The 22,115-nt window shown below is 64.2% G+C and carries 25 protein-coding genes; 9 read left to right on the plus strand and 16 right to left on the minus strand.

Features of this window, described 5'->3' with window-relative positions; all coding sequences use genetic code 11:
• Window positions 1–4: 4 nt before the first annotated feature.
• The 6 genes from ACIP0B_RS05365 to ACIP0B_RS05390 all read right to left on the minus strand — a co-directional run bounded on the left by ACIP0B_RS05365 (window position 5) and on the right by ACIP0B_RS05390 (window position 4,703).
• Complete coding sequence (locus ACIP0B_RS05365; RefSeq protein WP_400830331.1) at window positions 5–631, minus strand: response regulator; 627 nt, start codon at window positions 629–631, stop codon at window positions 5–7.
• Between the two features lie 348 nt (window positions 632–979).
• Complete coding sequence (locus ACIP0B_RS05370) at window positions 980–2,308, minus strand: deoxyguanosinetriphosphate triphosphohydrolase (RefSeq protein WP_400830332.1); 1,329 nt, start codon at window positions 2,306–2,308, stop codon at window positions 980–982.
• A gap of 67 nt (window positions 2,309–2,375) precedes the next feature.
• On the minus strand, window positions 2,376–3,539 hold the full coding sequence (locus ACIP0B_RS05375) for an EAL domain-containing protein (protein WP_400830333.1): 1,164 nt from the start codon (window positions 3,537–3,539) through the stop codon (window positions 2,376–2,378).
• A 122-nt stretch (window positions 3,540–3,661) separates the two neighbouring features.
• Window positions 3,662–4,000, minus strand: a complete 339-nt coding sequence (locus ACIP0B_RS05380; RefSeq protein WP_400830335.1) for a hypothetical protein — start codon at window positions 3,998–4,000, stop codon at window positions 3,662–3,664.
• On the minus strand, window positions 3,997–4,386 hold the full coding sequence (locus ACIP0B_RS05385; protein ID WP_400830337.1) for a phage holin family protein: 390 nt from the start codon (window positions 4,384–4,386) through the stop codon (window positions 3,997–3,999). Before ACIP0B_RS05385 ends, ACIP0B_RS05380 begins: the two co-directional genes overlap by 4 nt.
• A 2-nt stretch (window positions 4,387–4,388) precedes the next feature.
• Window positions 4,389–4,703: a YqjD family protein gene (locus ACIP0B_RS05390; protein ID WP_400830338.1), complete on the minus strand. Its 315-nt coding sequence runs from the start codon at window positions 4,701–4,703 to the stop codon at window positions 4,389–4,391.
• A 305-nt stretch (window positions 4,704–5,008) separates the two neighbouring features.
• Here ACIP0B_RS05390 and ACIP0B_RS05395 point away from each other — a divergent pair, with 305 nt between their 5' ends.
• Window positions 5,009–6,217 carry an ammonium transporter gene (locus ACIP0B_RS05395; protein ID WP_400830340.1) on the plus strand — a complete coding sequence of 403 codons (1,209 nt, stop codon included), beginning with the start codon at window positions 5,009–5,011 and terminating at the stop codon, window positions 6,215–6,217.
• On the opposite strand, the gene ACIP0B_RS05400 is transcribed toward ACIP0B_RS05395, so the two are convergent.
• Entirely contained in the window at window positions 6,214–7,926 is a 1,713-nt protein-coding gene (locus tag ACIP0B_RS05400; RefSeq protein ID WP_400830342.1) for a cation:proton antiporter, read from the minus strand. The genes ACIP0B_RS05395 and ACIP0B_RS05400 overlap by 4 nt on opposite strands.
• Before the next feature lie 201 nt (window positions 7,927–8,127).
• Here ACIP0B_RS05400 and ACIP0B_RS05405 point away from each other — a divergent pair, with 201 nt between their 5' ends.
• From ACIP0B_RS05405 to ACIP0B_RS05415, 3 genes are all read left to right on the plus strand, one after another.
• The gene (locus ACIP0B_RS05405) at window positions 8,128–8,364 is read left to right on the plus strand and encodes a glutaredoxin family protein (RefSeq protein ID WP_085577950.1); all 237 of its coding nucleotides are present in this window, start codon (window positions 8,128–8,130) and stop codon (window positions 8,362–8,364) included.
• Window positions 8,365–8,526: 162 nt separating this feature from the next.
• Window positions 8,527–8,844 (plus strand): transcriptional regulator, encoded by a 318-nt coding sequence (locus tag ACIP0B_RS05410; protein WP_400830343.1) that lies wholly within the window; start codon window positions 8,527–8,529, stop codon window positions 8,842–8,844.
• Between the two features lie 80 nt (window positions 8,845–8,924).
• Entirely contained in the window at window positions 8,925–9,815 is an 891-nt protein-coding gene (locus ACIP0B_RS05415) for a pseudouridine synthase (RefSeq protein ID WP_400830345.1), read from the plus strand.
• A 78-nt stretch (window positions 9,816–9,893) separates the two neighbouring features.
• Here the strand turns inward: ACIP0B_RS05415 and ACIP0B_RS05420 are convergent, their stop codons facing one another.
• Window positions 9,894–10,115: a YgdI/YgdR family lipoprotein gene (locus ACIP0B_RS05420; RefSeq protein WP_085710733.1), complete on the minus strand. Its 222-nt coding sequence runs from the start codon at window positions 10,113–10,115 to the stop codon at window positions 9,894–9,896.
• Between the two features lie 78 nt (window positions 10,116–10,193).
• Entirely contained in the window at window positions 10,194–10,796 is a 603-nt protein-coding gene (gene mobA / locus ACIP0B_RS05425) for a molybdenum cofactor guanylyltransferase MobA (protein ID WP_400830346.1), read from the minus strand.
• Window positions 10,797–10,877: 81 nt separating this feature from the next.
• On the opposite strand from mobA, the gene moaB reads away from it, so the two are divergent.
• Window positions 10,878–11,417, plus strand: a complete 540-nt coding sequence (moaB, locus tag ACIP0B_RS05430; RefSeq protein WP_400830348.1) for a molybdenum cofactor biosynthesis protein B — start codon at window positions 10,878–10,880, stop codon at window positions 11,415–11,417.
• Window positions 11,401–12,627 (plus strand): gephyrin-like molybdotransferase Glp, encoded by a 1,227-nt coding sequence (gene glp, locus ACIP0B_RS05435; RefSeq protein WP_400830350.1) that lies wholly within the window; start codon window positions 11,401–11,403, stop codon window positions 12,625–12,627. The genes moaB and glp overlap by 17 nt, the downstream gene beginning before the upstream one ends.
• Window positions 12,628–12,668: 41 nt before the next feature.
• Here glp and ACIP0B_RS05440 read toward each other — a convergent pair whose 3' ends face one another.
• Window positions 12,669–12,989: a hypothetical protein gene (locus ACIP0B_RS05440; protein ID WP_400830351.1), complete on the minus strand. Its 321-nt coding sequence runs from the start codon at window positions 12,987–12,989 to the stop codon at window positions 12,669–12,671.
• 318 nt (window positions 12,990–13,307) lie between these two features.
• On the opposite strand from ACIP0B_RS05440, the gene yegS reads away from it, so the two are divergent.
• Entirely contained in the window at window positions 13,308–14,222 is a 915-nt protein-coding gene (gene yegS, locus ACIP0B_RS05445; protein WP_400830421.1) for a lipid kinase YegS, read from the plus strand.
• Here the strand turns inward: yegS and ACIP0B_RS05450 are convergent.
• The 3 genes from ACIP0B_RS05450 to ACIP0B_RS05460 form a co-directional block, all read right to left on the minus strand.
• Complete coding sequence (locus ACIP0B_RS05450) at window positions 14,206–14,865, minus strand: response regulator transcription factor (RefSeq protein ID WP_085577942.1); 660 nt, start codon at window positions 14,863–14,865, stop codon at window positions 14,206–14,208. The genes yegS and ACIP0B_RS05450 overlap by 17 nt on opposite strands.
• Complete coding sequence (locus tag ACIP0B_RS05455; protein WP_400830423.1) at window positions 14,862–15,755, minus strand: sensor histidine kinase; 894 nt, start codon at window positions 15,753–15,755, stop codon at window positions 14,862–14,864. Before ACIP0B_RS05455 ends, ACIP0B_RS05450 begins: the two co-directional genes overlap by 4 nt.
• A gap of 478 nt (window positions 15,756–16,233) precedes the next feature.
• Window positions 16,234–16,713: a hypothetical protein gene (locus ACIP0B_RS05460; protein ID WP_400830353.1), complete on the minus strand. Its 480-nt coding sequence runs from the start codon at window positions 16,711–16,713 to the stop codon at window positions 16,234–16,236.
• A gap of 451 nt (window positions 16,714–17,164) precedes the next feature.
• On the opposite strand from ACIP0B_RS05460, the gene ACIP0B_RS05465 reads away from it, so the two are divergent.
• Together ACIP0B_RS05465 and ACIP0B_RS05470 are read left to right on the plus strand one after the other, a co-directional pair.
• On the plus strand, window positions 17,165–18,100 hold the full coding sequence (locus tag ACIP0B_RS05465; RefSeq protein WP_400830354.1) for a chemotaxis protein CheV: 936 nt from the start codon (window positions 17,165–17,167) through the stop codon (window positions 18,098–18,100).
• Between the two features lie 147 nt (window positions 18,101–18,247).
• Window positions 18,248–19,054: an MOSC domain-containing protein gene (locus tag ACIP0B_RS05470; RefSeq protein ID WP_400830356.1), complete on the plus strand. Its 807-nt coding sequence runs from the start codon at window positions 18,248–18,250 to the stop codon at window positions 19,052–19,054.
• 69 nt (window positions 19,055–19,123) lie between these two features.
• Here the strand turns inward: ACIP0B_RS05470 and ACIP0B_RS05475 are convergent, their stop codons facing one another.
• The 3 genes from ACIP0B_RS05475 to ACIP0B_RS05485 form a co-directional block, all read right to left on the minus strand.
• Window positions 19,124–19,408, minus strand: a complete 285-nt coding sequence (locus tag ACIP0B_RS05475; RefSeq protein ID WP_400830357.1) for a pyrimidine/purine nucleoside phosphorylase — start codon at window positions 19,406–19,408, stop codon at window positions 19,124–19,126.
• Between the two features lie 69 nt (window positions 19,409–19,477).
• Window positions 19,478–20,020: an exonuclease domain-containing protein gene (locus ACIP0B_RS05480; protein WP_400830359.1), complete on the minus strand. Its 543-nt coding sequence runs from the start codon at window positions 20,018–20,020 to the stop codon at window positions 19,478–19,480.
• 70 nt (window positions 20,021–20,090) lie between these two features.
• Window positions 20,091–22,052, minus strand: a complete 1,962-nt coding sequence (locus ACIP0B_RS05485) for an acetyl/propionyl/methylcrotonyl-CoA carboxylase subunit alpha (RefSeq protein WP_400830361.1) — start codon at window positions 22,050–22,052, stop codon at window positions 20,091–20,093.
• Window positions 22,053–22,115 lie beyond the last annotated feature (63 nt).

A 22,115-nucleotide genomic window follows, 5' to 3' on the forward strand; every position in this document is an offset into this window, starting at 1 on the left:
GCTCTCACACTAGTGCGTTGCGTTTGGCCATCTCGATAAGTTCCACCAGGGACCGGGCCTTGAGTTTCTGCATCAGGCGTTTCTTATAAGTGCTGACGGTCTTGTTGCTCAGGAACATGCCCTTGGCGATTTCCTTGTTTGTTCGTCCTTGGGCAAACAATTGCAGCACCATCAGTTCCCGGTCGTTGACGGTCTTGAACAGTTCCAGTTCGGCATAACGGACATCGTCGTTGCGAACCGGGTTGAGGGCCTGGCTGGGAAAATAGTTGTAACCGGACAGTACGGCCTTGATGGCGCTGACCAGTTCGCTCAAGTCTTCCTGTTTGCAGACATAGCCCGATGCTCCGGACTGCATGCAGCGAATGCCGAACAGGGTCGGGCATTGGGCCGTCAGCACCAGTGTCTTGAGCGGAGACCCCATGGCGTTGAAGCGTGCGAGAACTTCCAGTCCGTCCAGTTTGGGAATGCTGATGTCGAGAATGATCAGATCGGGCATGCATTCACGGACCATCTGCATGGCATCGACCCCGTTATCGGTTTCACCTACGACCTTGTAGCCTTCATGTTCCAGCAGCATGCGAACGGCAAGACGGATGACCGGGTGATCGTCGACAATAAAAACGGAGTTCATAATCAAGTCCCATACAAGCACTAATAAAGCGCGCACCTTAGCTCAGATAAATAAGCACTCGGAGGGACTGACTTGGCTCTAACGGCAATATAGGACTATTCCTACATTTAAAAAGGAAACTGACTACGATGGGGCTGGGTATGAAGTAGGGAAGAGTGAATGTTCATTTTAATGGTGGGTTGATGTTTCTATTCAGTGCGACTGTTTGTCCTGACGGTCTTGGCTGGGGCATCCAGCCGGTTTCCCGGTCGGGGCGGTTGTTTAAAATGTGCCCCAGCGCCATGCCTCGCCAGTCATGGCGCTGACCCGCCCGAACGATCGGCCGCCCCGACCGTTCAGGCACACGGATCACGGGCTGGAGCGCCCCGTCATTTCCAGCGCCATGTCGCTGGCGTAGCTGTCGGTCATGCCGGCGATGAAGTCGATCATGCGCAGGAACGAAGTGTGCAGCGGGCCCCGCGGATCCGGCGCGTTGTTGCCCAGCAGGTCGAGGATGCGCCGGCTCTTGAAGGAAGGGGTGCGGCCGTTGTGCTGTTCCAGCGCCGCCCCGCAGAACGCATTGAGCAGAATCTCCAGCGTCGTGTAGGCGCCGATCTCGTGCAGGGTCTTGCGCTTGTCCTGGAAGATTTTCTTGCGGGCGATGTCCTTGGCGTTCAGCACGCAGCGTTTGGCCGGGCCGTGCATGTGCTCCACCAGATCCCCGTGCAGGGTGCCGGCGAGCAGGGCGTCCTGCTGTTCGACGAAGGCCCTGGCCGCCGCGTTGGTCAGGTGTTCGATGGCCTTGCCGCGCAGGATCGCGAGCTTGCGCCGGCGCGAATCCTGGGGGCCGAGCAGTCGGTAGGTTTCCGGCAGGTCGTCGCCCACCAGGCCCAGCAGCAGGGACTCGACTTCGGCGTAGTCCAGCAAATCCATCTCCAGGCCGTCTTCCAGATCGATCAGCGCATAGCAGATGTCGTCCGCGGCCTCCATCAGGTAGACCAGCGGGTGGCGGGCCCAGCGCTGTTCCTCCAGCTGCGGCAGGCCGAGCTTGTGGGCGATCTGTTCCAGCAGCGGCAGTTCGCTCTGGTAGCAGCCGAACTTGTGCTTCTTGTAGCCGAGGGAGTCGGCGTGCCGGGCGGTCCACGGGTACTTCAGGTAGGTGCCGAGGGTGGCGTACGTCAGGCGGGTGCCGCCGTCGAACTGGTGGTACTCCAGTTGCGTCAGTACGCGAAAGCCCTGGGCGTTGCCTTCGAAGTTGAGGAAGTCCGCCCGTTCGGCGTCGCTCATCGCGTCGAGCCAGCCGCGGCCGGCGGCCTGCTGGAACCAGTGGCGGATGGCGTCTTCGCCGGAATGGCCGAACGGCGGGTTGCCGATGTCGTGGGCCAGGCAAGCCGATTGCACCACCATGCCCAGGTCGCTCGGTTCGCACCATTCGGGCAGGGCGCCGCGCAGGGTTTCGCCCACGCGCATGCCCAGCGAGCGCCCGACGCAACTGACTTCCAGCGAATGGGTCAGGCGCGTGTGGATATGGTCGTTGCTCGACACCGGGTGCACTTGCGTCTTGCGCCCCAGGCGGCGGAAGGCACCGGAGAAGATGATGCGGTCGTGATCCTTGTGGAACGGGCTGCGGCCCAGTTCCTGGGGGCTGTGCAGCGGTTTGCCGAGGCGTTCGCGGTTGAGCAGGGTCTGCCAATCCAAGGCGGGGCTCTCCATCGGATGAGTGATGGCCTAGCTTCCCGGTTCGGGCAGGCGCGCGCAAGCCTGGCTAGAGCCCGGCCGCGTCGATGTCGATCAGCAGCAGGCGTTCGCCGTTGTCGAAAAACTGTCCGGCGGTCAGGCAGTACTGGTTGCTGGTGGCATCGCGGTAGGTGCTGGACAGGGTCAGGCGCCGTTCCTCCCAGCCCTCCGCCAGCAAATGATAGAAGTACGGCCGCCACGACCAGTTGTGGCCCAGGTAGCGGTCGTCGGCGATCCAGGCGCCATGGCGCCATTCCAGGTTCGGCGTCAGTTGCGTGCCGTGGCGGTCGCATTGGTAGAACCGCAGCAGCCAGGGGAAGGCATCCGGTTTCGGCAAGGCGCTGAGCGGTGCGCGGGCCTGGGCCCAGGCTTGCAGGATTGCCATCAGCTCGGCCAGTTGCTGGCGCATCGTCAACAACCGGCTTCGCTCGTCCAGCTTCTGTCGCACGTAACGCTGGCGCAGCGCCGCGAAACGCTGGACGAAGGCATCCGCCGGGAAGAAACGTTCCTGCGCCCGTGCGAACAGGTAACCCTGCACATAGCGTGAGCCGCACTCCAGCGCGTAGTTGAGCTGGGCCTCGGTCTCCACCCCTTCGGCGATGATCCGGCAACCGGTCTTCTCGGCCATCTGGGCCAGGGCCTTGACCACATCGCTGCTGGGCCCGCCGAGCGCAGCGGCCTGGAACAGGCGCATGTCGAGCTTGAGGATGTCCGGCTGCAGGGCCAGCACCCGGTCGAGCTGCGAGTGGCCGGCGCCGAAATCGTCGATGGCGATGCGTGCCCCGGCGTCGCGATAACGGGCGACGACCTGCGCCAGGCGCTGGCTGTTGCCGCCCAGTTCCGTGATTTCGAAGACGATCCGTTGCGCGTCGACGCCATGCCGGGCCAGTTGCTTGAGGCTGGGCAAGGCTTGGTCCGGACGCAGGCGGCTGATCCAGCGCGGGGACATGTTCAGGCTCAGGAACCAGTCCGCCGGCGCTTCGTGCAGGCGGCCCAGGGCGTCGTCGCGGATCTGCCGGTCGAGGCGCCGCAGGGCGATGGCGGGTGTGCGCGGGTCGGCGAACAGCGGCCCGACCGAGGTCAGCTGGCCGTCGGCCTGACGCAGGCGCCCCAAGGCCTCGACGCCTGCAATGCGTCCGGTGGCGGTATCGATGAAAGGCTGAAAGCAGGCGAGCGGTTGCCCGTCGATCACGGGGCCTCCTTAGTCATTCTTGTTCTGGTTCGGTTGCCCGCCGGGCAGGCGGGCAGGGCCGGAGCTCCTGGCTGCGGAGTCCGGTCCCGGCGCCGTTGCAAGAATGCAGCCAGCCAGACCGCTCAGCGCTTGTTGGCGTTCTGCATGACCAGCCGGATCAGCGGCCCGAGCGCGGTGCCCAGGCGGATCAAGCGGCTCAATCCACCGACGCCGCCGCCCTTGGCGCCTTTGCCGGTGAGAAAGCCGAGCAGCGTGACGGCGGCGATGCCCCAAAGCGGGGCGTGCTTGATGCCGAAACCGTCCTGCAGGTTTTGCGTCATCCCGCGCATGCGCCGCAGCGGCTGCAGCACCTGGCCGGCTTCATGGCGGATCTCCTGGCGATGCATCTCCATGCGCAGGCGGATCAGGGCCTTGCGCATTTCCTGGCGCGAGCTGTTGCGGGGCAGTTCAGGCAAGCTCATGGCAACAGGCGCTCCCGGTCGTTGGCCAGTTCTTCCAGGGTGCCGTGGAAGGGCGAGGATTCATCGAAGACCGCAGCCTTGAGGCGCAAGGCGCAGAAGATCGCCGCCAACGCATAGAACACGCACAGGCCGATGATCGCGGCGAGGCGATAGGTGTCCCAGAGGACGATCAGCACCAGCGCCGACAGCCCAACCAGCAACAGCAGCGCGAACACCAGGGCAAGCCCGGCGAACAGCAGCAGGCTGACGGTGCGTGCCTTCTGCTCCTGCAGTTCGATGCCGAACAGTTCGACGTGGCTGTGCAGCAGGCCGAGGAAGGCGGCGCCCAGACGCCGCGTCGAGGAGCTTGTTCCCGTAGAGGACGGGTCGGATTCACCGATCGACATGATCAGCGCCGGGTGGCCAGCAGGCCAAGCAGGAAGCCTACGCCGGCGGCGATGCCCACCGATTGCCAAGGGTTGGCCGACACGTAGTCTTCGGTGGCGGCGACCGCTGCCTGACCGCGCTCGCGCAGGGTGTCTTCGGTGAGTTTCAGGGTCTCCCGGGCACGCAGCAGGCTTTCATGGATCTGTGCACGCAGCTCGTCGGCCTGGTCGCCGGCCAGGGTCGCGGTGTGTTCGAGCAAGCGTTCGGTGTCGCTGACCAGGGTCTGAAAATCGTCCATCAGGATTTCTTGAGCGGTCTTTGCCTTGGTGCCGGCCATGGGGAATCTCCGTTAGTGGCGTTCTGAAGCGTTCGAGTATGGGCCTTGCGCGAAGGTTCAGCGCAATCGGCTGGTACAACTTTTGCTGTGTCGTGGTGCGTCGTCCGGCTGCTGTGCGCTGTTGCCGGGCGCGCAGCCGGGAAAATCCCGGCCCGGATGATAACGGTTTGTGTCAGGGCATCGGCAAGGTGCGCCAAAGCGGTTCACCGAACCCAGGGTTCGTGGGGCGGCTGGCCGCAACTTGGTGCAAGAAATGCCCGCATGAACCGCTTTGGTGCCATTTTCAGCCTCGGGTCTGCCTCCTCATGGAAAATCTGCAAAGCGCTGTGGACACGTTGGTTCACAGCTCCAATACGTTGTTCATTCTGATCGGCGCGGTCATGGTGCTGGCCATGCACGCGGGGTTTGCGTTTCTGGAGGTCGGCACGGTACGCCAGAAGAACCAGGTCAACGCACTGTCGAAGATCCTCAGCGACTTTGCGGTCTCGACCCTGGCCTATTTCTTTATAGGCTATTGGATTTCCTACGGCGTGACCTTTCTCCAGCCGGCGGCGGTGCTCAGCGCCGACCACGGCTACGGGCTGGTCAAGTTCTTCTTCCTGCTGACGTTCGCGGCGGCCATCCCGGCGATCATTTCCGGCGGCATCGCCGAGCGTGCGCGGTTCGTGCCGCAACTGTGCGCGACGGCGCTGATCACGGCGTTCATCTACCCGTTCTTCGAGGGCATGGTCTGGAACGGCAACTATGGCGTGCAGGCCTGGCTGGCCGCGACGTTCGGCGCAGGTTTCCATGACTTCGCCGGTTCCGTGGTGGTGCATGCCGTGGGCGGCTGGCTGGCGCTGGCCGCGGTGCTGCTGCTCGGGCCGCGCAACGGACGCTACCGCGACGGCCGCCTGGTGGCGTTCGCGCCTTCGAGCATTCCGTTCCTGGCGCTGGGCTCGTGGATCCTGATCGTCGGCTGGTTCGGCTTCAACGTGATGAGCGCGCAGACCCTGCAAGGCGTCAGCGGTCTGGTGGCGGTCAACTCGCTGATGGCGATGGTCGGCGGCACCGTGGCGGCGTTGATCGTCGGGCGCAATGACCCGGGCTTCCTGCACAACGGCCCCCTGGCCGGGCTGGTGGCGGTGTGCGCCGGCTCCGATCTGATGCATCCGGTCGGCGCCTTGGCGACCGGTGCGGTCGCCGGGGCCCTGTTCGTCTGGTGCTTCACCGCCGCACAGGTCAAATGGCGGATCGATGACGTGCTTGGCGTCTGGCCCCTGCACGGGTTGTGCGGCGTATGGGGCGGCGTGGCCTGCGGGATTTTCGGCCAGACTGCGCTGGGCGGGCTCGGCGGCGTCAGCCTCGCCAGCCAACTGATCGGCACGGCGCTGGGCGTGGTCGTTGCGCTGGCCGGCGGTTTCGCCGTCTATGGGGCGATCCGCGGGCTGTACGGCCTGCGCCTGACCCAGGAACAGGAGTACTACGGCGCGGACCTGTCGCTGCACAAGATCGGTGCGGTCAGTCAGGACTAGGTCTCTTCGTCTTCGCTGCCGGGGTAGAACCCGTGCAGCAGGCGATAGCGGTCGATGCGCACCTGATCGATCTGCTCCTGCACCTTGTGTGCGGGCAGCCCCAGCAGGACCAACGCGTGCGAGGCGAGCATCAGGCTCGACTCCAGCAGTTCCGGCACCACTTCGCTGGCGCCGGCGGCTTTCAGTTCCGCCCACTGGCTGTCGTCGCGGGTGCGCACCAGGATCGGCACCTTGGTGTTGAGGCGCCGGGCCTCCTTGAGCACCTGCAGCGCGACATCGCTCTGGTCCACGGCGATCACCAGCAGCCGGGCGCGCAGCAATCCGACGGCGGTCAGCAGATCGCCGCGCGCGGAGTCGCCGTAATGCACGTCCCGTTCGGTGGCGGCGGCCTCCTGAACGCGCACCGGGTCGTTGTCCAGCGCGACGTAGGGTTGCCCGGCATTGCGCATGAAACGGCCGATGGATTGGCCGACTCGCCCGTAGCCGCAAATCACCACATGCCGGTCGAGCCCGGCGTTGAGGGCGCTGATCTCCTCGATCTGCGCCGTCTGGTTGGGTTTGCGGTGCAGGCGGGCCGCAAGGCGCGGCGCGGCACGCAGAAGCAGCGGGGTCAGCAGCATCGAGCAGAAGGTCGCGGCGAGCAGCAGGGCGCCGAGCCCCTCGGGCAGCAGGCTGTGCTGTTGCATCTGGGCCATCAGGGCGAAGCAGAACTCGCCGCCCTGGGCCAGCGCCAGGCCGCTGCGCCAGGCGGTTTCGCTGTCGCTGCCGCGCCATTTCACCAGCGCCGCCACCACCGTGCCTTTGATCAGCAGCAGGCCCAAGGTCAGGCCGACGATCGCCAGGCTGTGGCTGGCGAACAGCTGCAGGTCGATGAGCATGCCGATACTGACGAAAAACAGGCCCAGCAGGATGTCGCGGAACGGCCGGATGTCGGCCTCGATCTGGTGCCGGTAGTGGCTCTCGCCCAGCAGCATGCCGGCCAGGAACGCGCCGAGGGCGGGGGACAGGCCGAGCAGGTGGGTCAGCCATGCCGTCAGCAGCACGATCACCAGGGCCAGCAGCACGAACAGTTCGGCCGAGCGTGAGGCGGCCACCTCGTGGAACAGGCGCGGCAGCAGCCAGCGGCTGGCCAGCAGCAGCCCGAAGAACAGCACCACGGTCTTGACCAGCGTCAGGGGCAGCGCCCAGTACCAGGCCTGCCCGCTGCCGCCGGCGAACGCCGGCACCAGCGTCAGCAGCAGCACCGCCACCACATCCTGAAACAGCAGCACGCCCACGGCGTTCTGGCCGTGGCTGCTGAACACTTCCCCGAGGCTGCCCAGCTCCTTGGTGACGATCGCCGTGGACGACAGCGACAGGCCGGCGCCGAGCAGCAGCGCCGGGGTGGCGTGCATGCCCAGCAGCATCAGCACGCCGCCCAGCAGCGCCGTGCTGAGCAACACCTGCTGGCTGCCGAGGCGAAACACCACATTGCGCAGGGCGATCATCTTCGACAGGGAAAACTCAAGGCCCAGGGAAAACAGGAGGAACACCACGCCGAGTTCGGCCAGGTCCGGCAGGTGCTCGCTTTCGTTGACCCAGTCGAACGCGGTCGGGCCCACCATCAGCCCCACGCACAGATAACCCAGCACCGGGGGCAGGCGCAGGCGGCGGAACAGGGCGATGACCACCAGGGAGGAGGCAAGAATGATCAGCAGGTTGGCAAACACGAAGCACTCCGGGTGGATGGGCGAACCCTTGAAGCGTAGAGGCAAAAAACGGCGAAGCATCGCGCAAAAGGCGTCATGGAGCCCTGACCTGCGTCAAGGCATTGCAGGGCGGGGACGTCAGGCAGGCGCTGCAGTCCGCCCGGCTCGACGGGTTTTCAGGGCGGGCCTAGAATGTCCGTTCAATTTTTGGGAAGAGCGCACATGCTTCCGGAATGTCAGCTGTTCGGCACCTTGGGGTGCCATCTGTGCGAGGTCGCCGAGTCCCTGCTGATGCCGTTCGTCGAGAACGGCCTGCTGGTCGAACTGGTGGACATCGCGGACGATGAATCCTGGTTCGAGGCCTACAGCCTGCGGATTCCTGTCCTGCGGCGGACGGACACCGGGGCCGAACTGGGATGGCCGTTCAGTGCCGATCAGGTGGTGGCGTTCCTGCGCTAGCCTTTGAGCCTGCCGTTTCCCGTCTGTCGCGCTCACTGACGCGTCCCTTGGCAATTTCGGTTTCGTCCGATACTGTATGCGCATACAGTAATTGGGTGAGCCCGCCATGCCATGTTCCTTCTTGGCACCCGGCAGGCGCGCCGGACGTCAGAGGGATGAGCCGTGGTCAATGTCGAACAGTTGAAGAACAGCGTGAACCGGATGTCGGTTGACGTGGTGCGCGAGGCTGTCCTCGAACTGCGCCTGGACGGGCTCGTCACCGAGGGCAAGACCCCGTTCAGCAAACTGCATTTCAATACGTGCTTCGCCGAGATCGAGGCCCTGTTCCAGCGCGCCGGCTACCACAAGCAGTTGGACGTCGTCGGTTATCAGGGATTGCTGTACGCCTTGTATGATCCGGGCCGCTGGGAGGCTGTCGAGGTGTTGCGTTGGCTCAAGGAGTTCACCGAGGCGGCGGCCGCCAAACCGGTGCCGGCCTGAGGCGGATTCCGGAATCGGCGCTAGGTTCGTTTCGTTCCCTGTTGGATAATGCCGGCCTGCATCGAGGGTTCGAATTTCGTATGTCCACATCAACATTTTCTGCGGCCCTGCATCAGGCCAGCACGCTTCACCTGCCGCCCGGCGCCTGGTTGACGGTGCTCGACTGCCTGTGCGAGCGCTTCAGCGCCATCAGCCGCGAGCAATGGCTGAACCGGATCGCCCGTGGTCGGGTACTCGACGGCGAGGGCCGACCGATCCCGGTGGACTTGCCTTACAAGGAAGGGCTGCGCATCCACTACTTCCGCGAGGTGCCGGATGAGAAGCCGATTCCGGTGGAGGAGTCGATTCTTTACGCCGACGACCATCTGGTGGTGGTCGACAAGCCGCATTTCCTGCCGGTGATCCCGTCCGGCGGTTATGTCGAGCAGACCTTGCTGCGCCGCTTGATCCGGCGTCTGGACAATCCGCATCTGGTGCCGCTGCACCGGATCGACCGGCACACGGCGGGGCTGGTGATCTTTTCCGCCGACCCGCAAAGCCGTTCGGCGTATCAGTCGCTGTTCCCGACCCGGCAGATCGAAAAGCGCTATGAAGCGATTGCCCCGGCCTTGCCCCAGCTGAACTTTCCGCTGGTGCACAAGAGCCGGCTGGTCGATGGCGTGCCTTTCTTCCGCACCCAGGAGATCGAAGGCACCTGCAATTCGGAAACCCTTGTGCAGGTGCGGGAAAAGAACGGTGACCTGTGGCGCTACAGCCTGTTCCCGGTGACCGGCAAGAAGCATCAGTTGCGCGTGCATATGACGGTGCTGGGCGCGAGCATCTGCAACGATCCGTTCTATCCGCAGGTGTCGGCCGACGCCGAGGACGACTACGACAAGCCGCTCAAGCTGCTGGCTCAGGGATTGCGCTTCATCGACCCGGTCACAGGGCAGGAGCGCGAGTTCGAAAGCCGCATCACGTTGCAGTGGTGACCGTTGCCGGGTGTTTCCGGCAGGCAAGAAAAAGCCCGCATGATGCGGGCTTTTCTGTATCTGGCGCGTGCTGGAGACTCACAGCTCCTTGACGGTGCGCACCTGATCCTTGTTGATGCGGGTCTGCTTGCCGTCCAGTTGTTCGAACTCGTAGAAGCCCGAATCCTTGTCGTATTTAGGCGAGTCGACGGCCTGGATTTCGCGACCGTCATTCAGGGTGATCACGGTCGGCGAAGCGCAGCCGGCAAGCGTGGCCAGGCCCAGAGCGAGCATGAAAGTGGCGAGGGTCCGTTGAGTCATGTGTTTGTCTCCGAAGGGAAATTCTTTTGGTTACTGAGCTTGAGACGTGTGCACGGCGTGCAAGTTCCTTGCTTGGCGTCAGTCTGACACAGTGTTGTGCGCACTTAACAGTTCGGGCGTGTTGAGATTGGCCAACCGGGGGTCGTTGTCCGGGCATTGCAGGGCAGTGGCGCCCAGTTCGCGCATCACCCGGCCAGGGCTGCGCTCCCCCGCGTCCCAGGCGGCCTCGAAGGCTGGCGAGAGGTTCACGGGGATCACGCACAGCAACGGCTCCCAATGGCCGTCATGGCGCAACATTAAAGGTTTGTCAGAATGCAGGGCGGCGGTTTCCCGCATGCTGTTCAGCAACGCCGCATCGATGCCCGGCACGTCGCAGGGCAGCACCAGCAGGTGCGGGTGGCGAGCGGCCCTCAACCCGGCCAGGATGCCGGCCAGGGGGCCGGGGAAACCGGTTTCGTCATCCGTCACCAATTGGTCGGCGAATGGCGCGTAGCGGTCCCGGTTGCGGTTGCAGGAGATGATCAGGTCGTCCGTGAACGGCCGGACCTTGCGCTGCAGGTGGGCGATCAGCGGTTCGCCCAGCCACTCCACGAGCCCCTTGTCCTGGCCGCCCATGCGCTGGCCGCGCCCTCCCGCGAGCAGCAGGACTGAACAGGGCGGCAACGGGGGATTCGGGGTCATGGCGGCTCTCCGGTGGGGCGGCGGAAAAAGGGGGCGCTGTGATATAACACCGGGCTGTTTCTCCTACAACTGGACGAGCCTATGAAAGCCAAGGCCGATGTACCTTTCGTGCCGCTCAACATCGCGGTGCTGACCGTCAGCGATACCCGCACCCTGGAAACCGACACGTCAGGCCAGGTCTTCGTCGACCGGCTGACGGCTGCCGGCCATCGTCTGGCCGAACGGGTGCTGCTCAAAGATGACCTGTACAAAATCCGCGCGCAAGTTGCCGGGTGGATTGCCGACGATGTCGTGCAGGTGGTGCTGATCACCGGGGGTACGGGCTTCACCGGTCGTGACAGCACGCCGGAGGCCGTCGCCTGTCTGCTCGACAAGCAGGTCGACGGGTTCGGTGAGCTGTTCCGCCAGATTTCGGTGGCCGATATCGGCACCTCCACCGTGCAGTCTCGGGCATTGGCGGGCCTGGCCAACGGCACGTTGGTGTGCTGCCTGCCGGGTTCGACCAACGCGGTGCGCACCGGCTGGGACGGCATTCTGGCCGAACAGCTGGATGCCCGGCATCGTCCGTGCAACTTCGTGCCTCACCTGAAACAGGCGGTGCCTTGTGAATCCCGCGGGTAAGCCGGGCAAGACCGGCACCCTGATGCCCGTGGAAACGGCATTGGCGCGACTGCTGGAAATGGCGGAAGCCGCGCCGATCGCCGAGCGCGAGCATTTGCCGTTGGCGCAGGTGCAGGGGCGGGTGCTGGCCGCCGACCTGATGTCGACGCTGGATCTGCCGCCCTGGCCCAACAGCGCCATGGATGGCTATGCCCTGACCCTGGGTGACTGGGCTGGGGAGCCCATGCCCGTCAGCCAGAAGGTGTTCGCCGGGCAGGCCCCCGCGCCCTTGCAGCCCGGCACCTGCGCGCGGATCTTCACCGGAGCCCCCGTGCCGGCGGGCGCCGATTGTGTGGAGATGCAGGAAAACACCGAGATCCAGGCCGATGGGCGCGTGCGTTTCCTCCAACCCATGGCGGCGGGGCAGAACATCCGTCCCCAAGGCCAGGAAACCACTGCCGGAGAACGGATCCTGACGGCGGGAACCCGTCTGGGGCCGATTGAGCAGGGCCTGGCGGCATCCTTGGGGTGCGCCGGGCTTGATGTGGTGCGCAAGGTCCGCGTCGCCGTGGTGTCGACGGGCGACGAGTTGGTCGAGCCTGGCCAGCCCCTTGGGCCGGGGCAGATCTACAACAGCAACCGGGTTCTGCTGTGCAGTTGGTTGCAACGCATGGGCTGCGAGGTGATTGATGCGGGAATCCTTCCGGACGACCTCGATGCCACCCGTGCGCGTCTGGGGCAATTGCAGGACGTTGACCTGATCCTGTCCACGGGCGGGGTTTCGGTGGGGGAGGCTGATTTCCTCGGCGTCGCCCTGAGGGAGGAAGGCGAACTGGCGCTGTGGAAACTGGCGATCAAGCCCGGCAAGCCGCTGACCTGCGGCCATTTCCGGAACGTGCCGGTGATCGGCTTGCCAGGGAATCCGGCCTCGACGCTTGTGACGTTTGCGTTGCTGGCACGGCCCTACATCTTGCGGCGTCAGGGCGTTCAGGATGTCACGCCCTTGAGGTTCCGGGTGCCGGCACGGTTTGACTGGCCTCAGGCCGGCAACCGTCGCGAGTACCTGCGGGGGCGGCTGGATCAAGGTGGCGCCATCATTTATGGCAATCAGAGCTCAGGTGTCCTGCGTAGTGCGGCGTGGGCCGAGGGGCTGGTGGAGGTCATGGAAGGGCGGACGCTGTCTGAGGGAGATGAAGTGACTTTCATCCCCCTGAGTGAGCTGTTGGGTTGATCTTGCCGGGTGTGTGCGAAGCCGATGATCCGGCCTCGCACTCACCCGGGCATCAACGGGCTCAGCAGTGATACGAGCTGGTCGAATCGGCTGTTGGCCACCCAGCCCAGCATGCCCAGCACCACTGCGGTGGCGCCTGCCGAATAGGCCAGGCGGTACTTGATGGATTTGACGTCATCCCGGATTTCGTCCATGTCACGGCGAATGTACTTGAGATGGGTTTCCAGCTCGACGACCCGTGGTTCCATATCGGCTTCTCCGCTTTTTCTGTCGTTGCTTCTGAACTCGTTCTGCTGACCGGGGCGGCTGTCGCCAAGCGGGGTGACCGGGCTCAGAGGCATTCGGGTTTCATGGCTTTGCATGGCAGTGGCCGCCTCCTGTCCTGAAGTGGCCTATGCAACGGTTGAGGTCGCTCGATCCTTCGAACGCCTTCGGGGTGTTTACACTCATTACCTGCACTTCCTTGTGTTGTGGCCAGACTGATGATTGATACCGCTTGCACAAAGTGTCTCATTGCCTGGAAGGGGTCAATTGAGCCGTTTCCTCATGTTTTGTAAGAAAGATCCTTGCGTCGTGGGACGAAAGGCTCGGCTTCCGCTGCCCGAATCAGGCGTTTGAGATTTTTTCGTTCACGGGTGGTCAAGATGGCCGTGACCGATTCAGTTTCAGGAGGAACAGCCATGGGTGAACGCAAGGCGCTTTTGATCCTGCATGGCAAGCAGGCGCTCAACGAACAGGTCCGCGCCGCCGTAGAGGACAGGCGCAGGGGCGGCTGGGATCTGGCGGTGCGGTTGACGTGGGAGTCCGGGGATGCGCAACGGATCGTGGAGGAGGCGCTGGAGGCTGGCTTTGCGCAAATCATCGCCGGCGGAGGTGACGGGACGTTGCGCGATGTGGCCCAGGCCTTGGCGGGGCATGCGCGCAAGGCCAGCCTGGTTCTGCTCCCGCTGGGCACGGCCAACGATTTCTCCCGCGCAGCGGGCATTCCCTTGGCGGTGGATGAGGCGCTGGCGTTGCTGGAAGCGCCGGCGTTCGACATTGACCTTGGCGAGGTGGGCGGGCAGATATTCCTCAACATGGCCACCGGTGGGCTCGGCAGCCAGGTGACGGCCAACACGTCGGAAGACCTGAAAAAGGTGCTTGGCGGTGCCGCCTACCTGTTCACGGGGCTGTCGCGGTTCAGCGAGCTGCATGCGGCCTACGGCGAGCTGCAGGGGCCGGATTTCTACTGGAGCGGCGAGTTGCTGGCGCTGGGCATCGGCAATGGCCGGCAGGCGGGGGGCGGGCATGTGCTGTGCCCGGAGGCGGTGGTCGACGACGGCCTTTTGGACATCGGGATCCTGCCGGCGCCGCAGGAGGTGGTCGGTACGCTGAAGACGTTGCTCAGTGACGGTTTCGGCCTGGATAACCTGTTCGTTCGCACCCGTTTGCCCTGGGTCGAGATCAAGGTCGCCGAAGGGCTTTGCATCAACCTCGACGGTGAGCCGATGGAGGGCGACAGCTTGCGGTTCGAGGCGCGCCCCGCGGCGCTGCGCGTGCACCTGCCGCAGGATTCGCCGTTGCTGGGCGGTGCCGCGGTCAATCGTCCAGGCTGATGATCTGTTCGCGCACCGCGAACAGCACGAGGCCCGCCACGTCGTAGATCTGCAGGCGTTTCATGATCTGCGAGCGGTGGGTCTCCACGGTCTTGATGCTCAGGCCCAGGCCGTTGGCGATTTCCCGTGTGGACTTGCCGCGCACGATCAGCCGCAGGATTTCCAGCTGGCGGGCCGTCAGGTTGTGGGTGTCGGTCGTTTCCGGCTGGCTCTTCTGGGTGCGGATCAGCGCCTGGTTGATCACCGTGTGGGCGATGGCCGGGCTCAAGTACCGTTCGTTGTTGCGCAGGGCTTCCAGGGCGTGTTCCAGCTCGGTGGCCGTGGTGTCCTTGAGCAGGTAGCCATGGGCGCCGGATTCCAGCGCCTGCATGATCAGCGCAGGGTCGGTGTGCATCGACAGGATCAGCACCTTGCTTTGCGGACGCACCCGCTTGAGCTGCTGCAGGGCCTCCAGGCCGCCGGTTTCTTTCATGGAAATGTCCAGCAGCACGATATCGGGAATCAGCCGCTCGACCAGTTCAAGCAACTGCGAGCCGTCGCTGGCCTCGCCGATTACCGCGTAGCCGGGAATGTCCAGCACCAGAGCGCGCACGCCGGCCCTGATCAGCGAGTGGTCATCCACCAGGAGTAAGTTACAAGTCAACGCAAAACCTTATGGGTGCTGGCCCGCTCAAGCGCGCGGGGCGCCCAGGGGAAAAGTGCTTCGATTTGAGTGCCTTTGCCCGGCTCGCTGGTGACGGTCAGATTGCCGCCCAGCTGTTCGATCCGTTCGGCCATTCCCGCCATTCCCCGCTGGCCTTCGCGCCCCGGATTCTGTGCCGGCGAGAACCCTTGGCCATCATCGCTGATCATCAGCGTCAGGCCCTGCGGCAGGCGCTGGATGCAGATCAGCAGGTTGCTGGCGTTGGCATGGCGCAGGATGTTGGTCACCGCTTCCTGGGTGATGCGGAATGCGGCCACGGCCATTTCTTCGGGAATGCCGTTCAGGCGCTGCCGGCAGTCCAGGCTCCAGTGAATTGAAGTGCTGCCGAGCGTCTTGAGCAAGTGCGCGCGCAAACTGGCTTCCAATCCCAGGCTGGTCAATTGCCGGGGATTGAGAATGGCCGATACATCCCGCACTTTGTTCAGGGTTTCTTCGAGGGTGTCGCAGAGTGCCGAACAGGACGACTGCAGATCTTCCGGCAGGCGTCGCTTGAGCCATTCGCTTTGCAGTTTGGCGGCGGTCAGCAACTGGCCGATGTCGTCGTGCAGTTCACGGCTGAGGCGGTGACGCTCGTTTTCCTGGACTTCCAGCAGGCGGTCGGCCAGTTCCTGGGGCTGGAACTTGATCGATTTGCGCGAAAGCCGGTACTGCACGGCGACGCAAACGGCGGCCGCGACGTTGACCAGCAGCAGGCCCAGGGACAGCGGGGCCGACAGGCCATAGGTCAGCAGGCAGCCCAGGGCCGAGCAAATGCACAGCGTCAGGGTGAAACGGCGTGCGTTTTCCCGGGAGGGCGGCCATGTGGTGATTGACTTGAGGCTGGCGTACATAGCGGATGGAGCCAATGGATGTTCGCTGCGGGCAGACCGGCCATGAGGGGTGGCGGGTCTCTGTCTTAAAATATTGTCGTTCGGTCGATGCTTTCAATGCGGCCCCGAGCGAAAAGTGATCGTTTACTTCGCTCTATGTCGACGATTGGAGTCACTGTGCCATTAATTGAAAGCAACTAACGGGCGGCATAATACCACTTCGGATACCGTTGGTCGCGTTTGCGATATATGTCCAAAAAGTCAGGAAACATGCTTTGTTGGACGCCTGTTCCATAATGGAAAAGTTGATATTCAAGACTCGATAGATATCGGCTTTTCCTGAAGTTTCATGCACAGGTAAACCCCGATGTCGACAGGGAATGTTGTTGTCGGCCGGGTGTCATTGTTTTTGTGGGCTTGTCGCTGGCGGGTATGTGAGTTGTCTGATTGCGACCTGCATCGGTTCACGCAAACAGAAGGCCAATACCGGCCGTCTTCTTCAGCGGCCGATTTGAGCCTGGCGATCCAGGTAGCTGACGAGGGTCAGCGGTTTGGCGCTGAGCGGTTGCAGGCACGGCTGACCGACTTGAAAGGCGAAGGCTTCGATCAGGGATGTCTGCTCGGTCTCGTCCAGGCCCAATTGACCGGTGTGCTGATCGACCAGCTCCAGTTGCCAGGCCATCAGCGTGAAGCAGTCCTGCAGCGCGCCCAGCGCTTCGGCGTGCAGGTTCACCTGTTCCAGCGCCTGGTCGAGCAGCCGGTGAAGCGTCAGCGAAAATTCGGAAATGGCCTTGAGCGCCAGGTCGTTGGCCTTGTTCGCCAGCTTGAGCAGCGTGCCGAGCATGCAGTCGATGGCGTCCCGGTCGTTGCTGATCAGTTGCAGGTGGCTGAGGCATTCTTCGGATTTGGCCAGGAGCGTCTCTGCCTCGACAAGAAATTCGGGGAACCGCTGCGCCCACTCTTTACGGTCGATCGGCATGCTTATCTCCGCAACGTCATGTCTGATGAGCGAATGTCGTGTGTGCCGGCGATCATGGACCGTCGTGAGACCGCGCCCCGGTGTGCCTGGGCAGAGACTGGGGATTTCTGGAGGGTGGGTAACCACTGACCTGCGATCGCACACAAAAGCCTGACTCCGTTCATGCAATGAGAATGGCGTCACATTAATGGCTATTGGATATTGCGAACATCAGGTTGGGCCTGATTGTTACTAGGGGATTCCCTTAGGCACGGGAACCTGCCGCGAAAATCGAGGTCGCGCCGCTGAGACTTTAGCAGATGAAAACACGGGGCCAGTAAACCATGATGTTAATGTGACATCAATGCTTTGGCGTGGCATTTTGCTGTCTTGCGGGTAGGGATCAAGATCCGGCCCGTGCAGCCGATAACCCCTTTTAGTGAATTCATCAGAACAAGCCCAGGAGTCATTGATGGCCGGCATTCTCGACACGGTAGACCAACGCACGCAACTGGTGGGTGAGAATCGCCTGGAAATTCTCATGTTTCGGCTGGCCGGGCGCCAATTGTTCGCGATCAACGTATTCAAGGTCCAGGAAGTCCTGCAACTGCCCAAGCTGACCCTGATGCCTCAGCGCCATCCGTTCGTCTGCGGCGTGGTCAACCTGCGCGGCCAGACCCTGCCGGTGATCGACCTGTCCCAGGCGATCGGCATGCGTCCGCTGGTGCCGGGCCCGAACAGCACGATCATCGTCACCGAATACAACCGTTCGGTGCAGGCGTTCCTGGTGGGCGGCGTGGACCGCATCGTCAACATGAACTGGGAAGCCATCCTGCCGCCGCCGACCAGCGCCGGCCGCCAGCACTACCTGACCGCGATCAGCAAGGTCGACGATCAACTGGTGGAAATCATCGACGTCGAAAAGGTGCTGGCGGAAATCGTGCCGTACAACGCCAAAGTGTCGCGGGACAAGCTCGACGACCCGGTGCTGGAGCGTGCCCGCGGCCGCGAGGTGCTGCTGGTGGACGACTCCAACGTCGCGCTGTCGCAACTGCGCGACACCCTCGGCCAGCTGGGCGTGAAGATGCACATCGCCAGCGACGGCCTGAAGGCCCTGAACCTGCTCAAGTCCTGGGCCGACACCGGAGTGAGCATGACCGACAAGCTGCTGATGGTCTTCACCGACGCGGAAATGCCGGAAATGGACGGCTACCGCCTGACCACCGAGATCCGCAGCGATCCGCGCCTGCGCGGCCTGTATGTGGTGCTGCACACCTCGCTGTCCGGCAGCTTCAACGACTCGATGGTGAAGAAGGTCGGTTGCGACAATTTCCTCTCCAAGTTCCAGCCGGACAAGCTGGTCGATGTGGTGCGCCAGCGCCTGATGCTCGACGAAGTGTCGGCCTGAGCGGAGCGGTCCAGGGGCGTGAGCCTGCGGTGACGGCCGTGTGAGGGGCGGCCTCTTCGCGGGCCGGCGCGTTCCCGCCGTTTTGGGGCTTTGATTCGGCGGCCGGCTCGTATAGGGTGGCGTTCTTTACCCACCAGGGAGTTGGCCATGCTGCGTCTGAGCGCGCTTTACCGTTACCCGTTGAAATCCGGCAAGGCCGAAGTCCTGCAAGGGATCGGCCTGGACAAGCTGGGGCTTGAAGGTGACCGACGCTGGATGCTGGTGGACGAGCCCAGCGGGCGTTTCCTCACTCAGCGCGCCGAAGCGAAGATGAGCCAACTGTCGGCGTTGTGGAACCCCGCAGGCGGGCTGACGCTCAGCGCAGCGGGCCACGGGGCCATCGACATCGCGGTGCCCGGCGACGCGGCCGAATTGCGCGGCGTGACCATCTGGCGCGACACCCTGCGGGTGCCGGACGCCGGCGACGAAGCGGCCCGCTGGGTCAGCGATTTCATCGGCAAGCCGACGCGGCTGGTGCAGGTGCCCCTGGACCGTGCCCGCATCACCCAGGCCGGTTACGGCAAGGATGACGACCAGGTGGCGTTCGCCGACGGGTTCCCGCTGTTGCTGATCGGTGAAGCGTCCTTGCGGCACTTGTCGCAAGCGGTCGGGCGTCCCCTGGAAATGCTGCGCTTTCGGCCCAACCTTGTGATCGAAGGCAGCGAAGCCTACGCCGAGGACGGCTGGAAGCGGATCCGCATCGGCGATGTGGAGTTCCGGGTGGTCAAGTCCTGCTCGCGCTGCATCCTGACGACGATCGACCCCAAGACCGGCGAGCGCAGCGCCGACCGGGAACCGCTGGCGACCCTGCAGAAGACCCGCGCCCAGGCCGATGGCGCGATGTTCGGGCAGAACCTGGTGAACGACGGCAACGGCCGGCTGGAAGTCGGCATGCCGGTGGAAATCCTCGAATGACCGGCCTGTAAACGAAAATGCCCGTGTCCTTGGACACGGGCATTTTCTTTTGCGGCGCGATCTGTGGGATCAGCCGCGGTATTCGCACAGGTAGGCGGTGTCTACGGCCACTTTCAGCTGGAACTTGCTGTTGGCCGGCACGTTGAAATGGCTGCCGGCGGCGAAGGTTTCCCAGTCGCTGCTGTCCGGCAGCTTGACGGTCAGCGCGCCCGAGACCACGTGCATGATTTCGCGCTGTGCGGTGCCGAATTCGTATTCGCCCGGGGCCATGACGCCGATGGTCGCCGGACCTTCGGCGGTGCCGAATGCGATCGATTTGACGGTGCCGTCGAAGTACTCGTTGACTTTGAACATGGGCGATTCCTCGAAAAGGGTCAAAAAGGGCCGGCCAGTATGCACAAGGCACCAGGCGCCGTCATCTGTCTAAAGCGGTAGCACCAGCGGCAGCAAACGGGCGGTGTTGCGGGCGTCTTCCAGGGCCCGGTGCTGCTGGCCGCTGAACTGAAGGCCGGCCAGCTGCAGGGCGCCGTTCAGCCCCAGGGGCCGCTCCAGGCGCCGGGCCTTGGCGAAGCGTTGCTTGAGGTTCATGTGCGGCACCTGGCTCAGGGCGCTGTCGAGCTGCAGGCGCTGCCATTCCTGGAGCAACTGCTTGCGGTCGTAGTCGCCCCAGCTGGCCCAGCCCTCCAGGCGGGCCCGGTGCTGGTCCAGCCAGCGCTCGAACGCGGGCCAGACCTCGCCCAAGGTCTGCGCCGAATCGATGTTGGCCTGGGTGATGTGGGTGAGTTCGCGGCAGAACGGCGTCAGCAAGGGCCGGCGCATCGGTTTGACGAAGCGTTGGAAGTGATCGCGCTCGCGGCCGGCGCGGTCGACCAGGGTGGCGCCGATCTCGATGATCTCCATTTCCGTGACCGGCCAGCCGCCCTCGTCGGTGGTGGCTTCCAGATCAATGACCAGCCAGTGGGGCATCGCAGGGTTCCTGATGTGTACGTTCCGATAGTTCAGAGCGTAGTCAAACCCTGCGGATGCGCCTGGCGACTCACTCGACCTGCAGCAGAACCTGACGATTCTTCACCTGATCGCCGACCTTGACCTGCACCCGCCTGAGCACGCCGTCGATGCCGGCCGTGAGCGGATGCTCCATTTTCATCGCCTCCAGCACCACCAGCAGCTGCCCCTTGCTGACCGGGCTGCCCTCGCTGACGAGCACGTCGACGATGGCGCCGTCCATGGGCGCCTTCAGCGTGCCGGAGCCGACGCTGCTCTGACTGTCGATCACCGCATGAGTTCGATCCTCAAGGTTCAGGCTGGCGGCACCGGAGAACAGCCACAGCCTGTCGGCTTCCAGGCGATAGGCATGGCGCTGGCGCAGGCCATCGATCTGCAGGGTCACGTGCCGCTCATCCTGTTCGATGAGCGTCAGGTCGAGGCTGCGTTCTGCCGCTTGCACCCGGAACACTCCGTCCGGGCCGGCGTGCAGTTGCACGTCCCACGTCTGCTCGCCCAGGCCGAGGCGGTAGTCGACCGGCACGCCGACGTTGTTGCGCCAGCCCGCCAGCACCGGGCGATGGGGCTGCGCGCTGCTGCGGTAGAACAGCACCGTGGCGATGGCCAGTTCCTCGGCGCCCGGTGTGTAGGGGGACAGGCACGGGTGGTCGGAGAAATGCTGCGGGATGAACCCGGTGTCGAACCGGCCGCCGATGAACTGCGGATGCTGCAGCAGCGCCGCCAGCAAGCGCTGGTTGCTTTGCACGCCGAGCAGCACGCTGTCCTGCACCGCGCGCAGCAGCTTGCGCCTGGCCTCTTCGCGGGTGGCGCCGTGGGCGATCAGCTTGCCCAGCATCGGGTCGTAGAACGGACTGACCGCCCGGCCTTCCAGCAGGCCGTGGTCGATCCGGGCGCCGTTTTGCAGCGCCGGCTCCCAGGCCAGAATGCGCCCGGTCTGCGGCAGGAAGTCCTGGGCCGGATCCTCGGCGTACAGCCGCACTTCCATGGCATGGCCGTCGAGCCGCACCTGTTCCTGCGTCAGCGGCAGCGGCCGGCCCTCGGCGACCGCCAGTTGCCAGGCCACCAGGTCCAGCCCGGTGATCAGTTCGGTCACCGGGTGCTCGACCTGCAGCCGGGTGTTCATCTCCAGAAAATAGAAGCGCCCCTGGGCGTCGAGCAGAAACTCCACGGTGCCGGCGCCCACGTAGTTCACGGCGCGCCCGGCCTTGATCGCCGCCGCGCCCATGGCCTCGCGCAATGCCGGGGTCATCACCGGGCAAGGGGCCTCTTCGATGACTTTCTGGTGGCGGCGCTGGATCGAGCAGTCGCGCTCGCCCAAATGAATGAGGTTGCCCAGGCGGTCTCCGAACAGCTGAAACTCCACATGGCGCGGTTCGACCAGGGCCTGCTCCAGGATCAGTTCGTCGCTGCCGAACGCGTTGAGCGCTTCGGAGCGGGCGGTGCGCAGTTGCGCGGGCAGCGCTTGCGCATCGTGCACCAGGCGCATGCCGCGTCCGCCGCCGCCGGCGCTGGCCTTGATCATCAGCGGGTAGCCGATGCGTTCGGCTTCGCGCATCAGCGTGGCGTCGTCCTGTTCCGCGCCTTGGTAGCCGGCGATGCAGGGGACACCGGCGGCGAGCATGGCGATTTTCGAGCGGCGCTTGCTGCCCATCAGCTCGATGGCTTCGGTGCCCGGGCCGATGAAGGTCAGGCCGGCCTGTTCGCAGGCCCGGGCGAAGTCGGCGTTCTCCGAGAGGAAACCGTAGCCGGGATGGATCGCGTCGGCGCCACTGCGCCGGGCCGCGTCGAGGATCACCGGGATGTTCAGGTAGGACTGCTGCACCGGTGCAGGGCCGATGTTCACCGCCTGGTCGGCCATCTGCACATGCAGGGCATCGGCGTCGGCGTCGCTGAACACCGCGACCGTACGGTAGCCGAGGGACTGGGCGGTGCGCTGGATCCGGCAGGCGATCTCGCCGCGGTTGGCGATCAGGATCTTGTGGAGGGCGGGCATGGCGGTTTTCCCTGGAAGGTGGCGTTGGATGGGCGGGCCTCAGCGCGAGCAGGTGCGTTCCGG

This window comes from Pseudomonas sp. NPDC089534 (assembly GCF_044749305.1).
GTDB classification, from domain to species: Bacteria; Pseudomonadota; Gammaproteobacteria; order Pseudomonadales; family Pseudomonadaceae; genus Aquipseudomonas; species Aquipseudomonas ekonensis.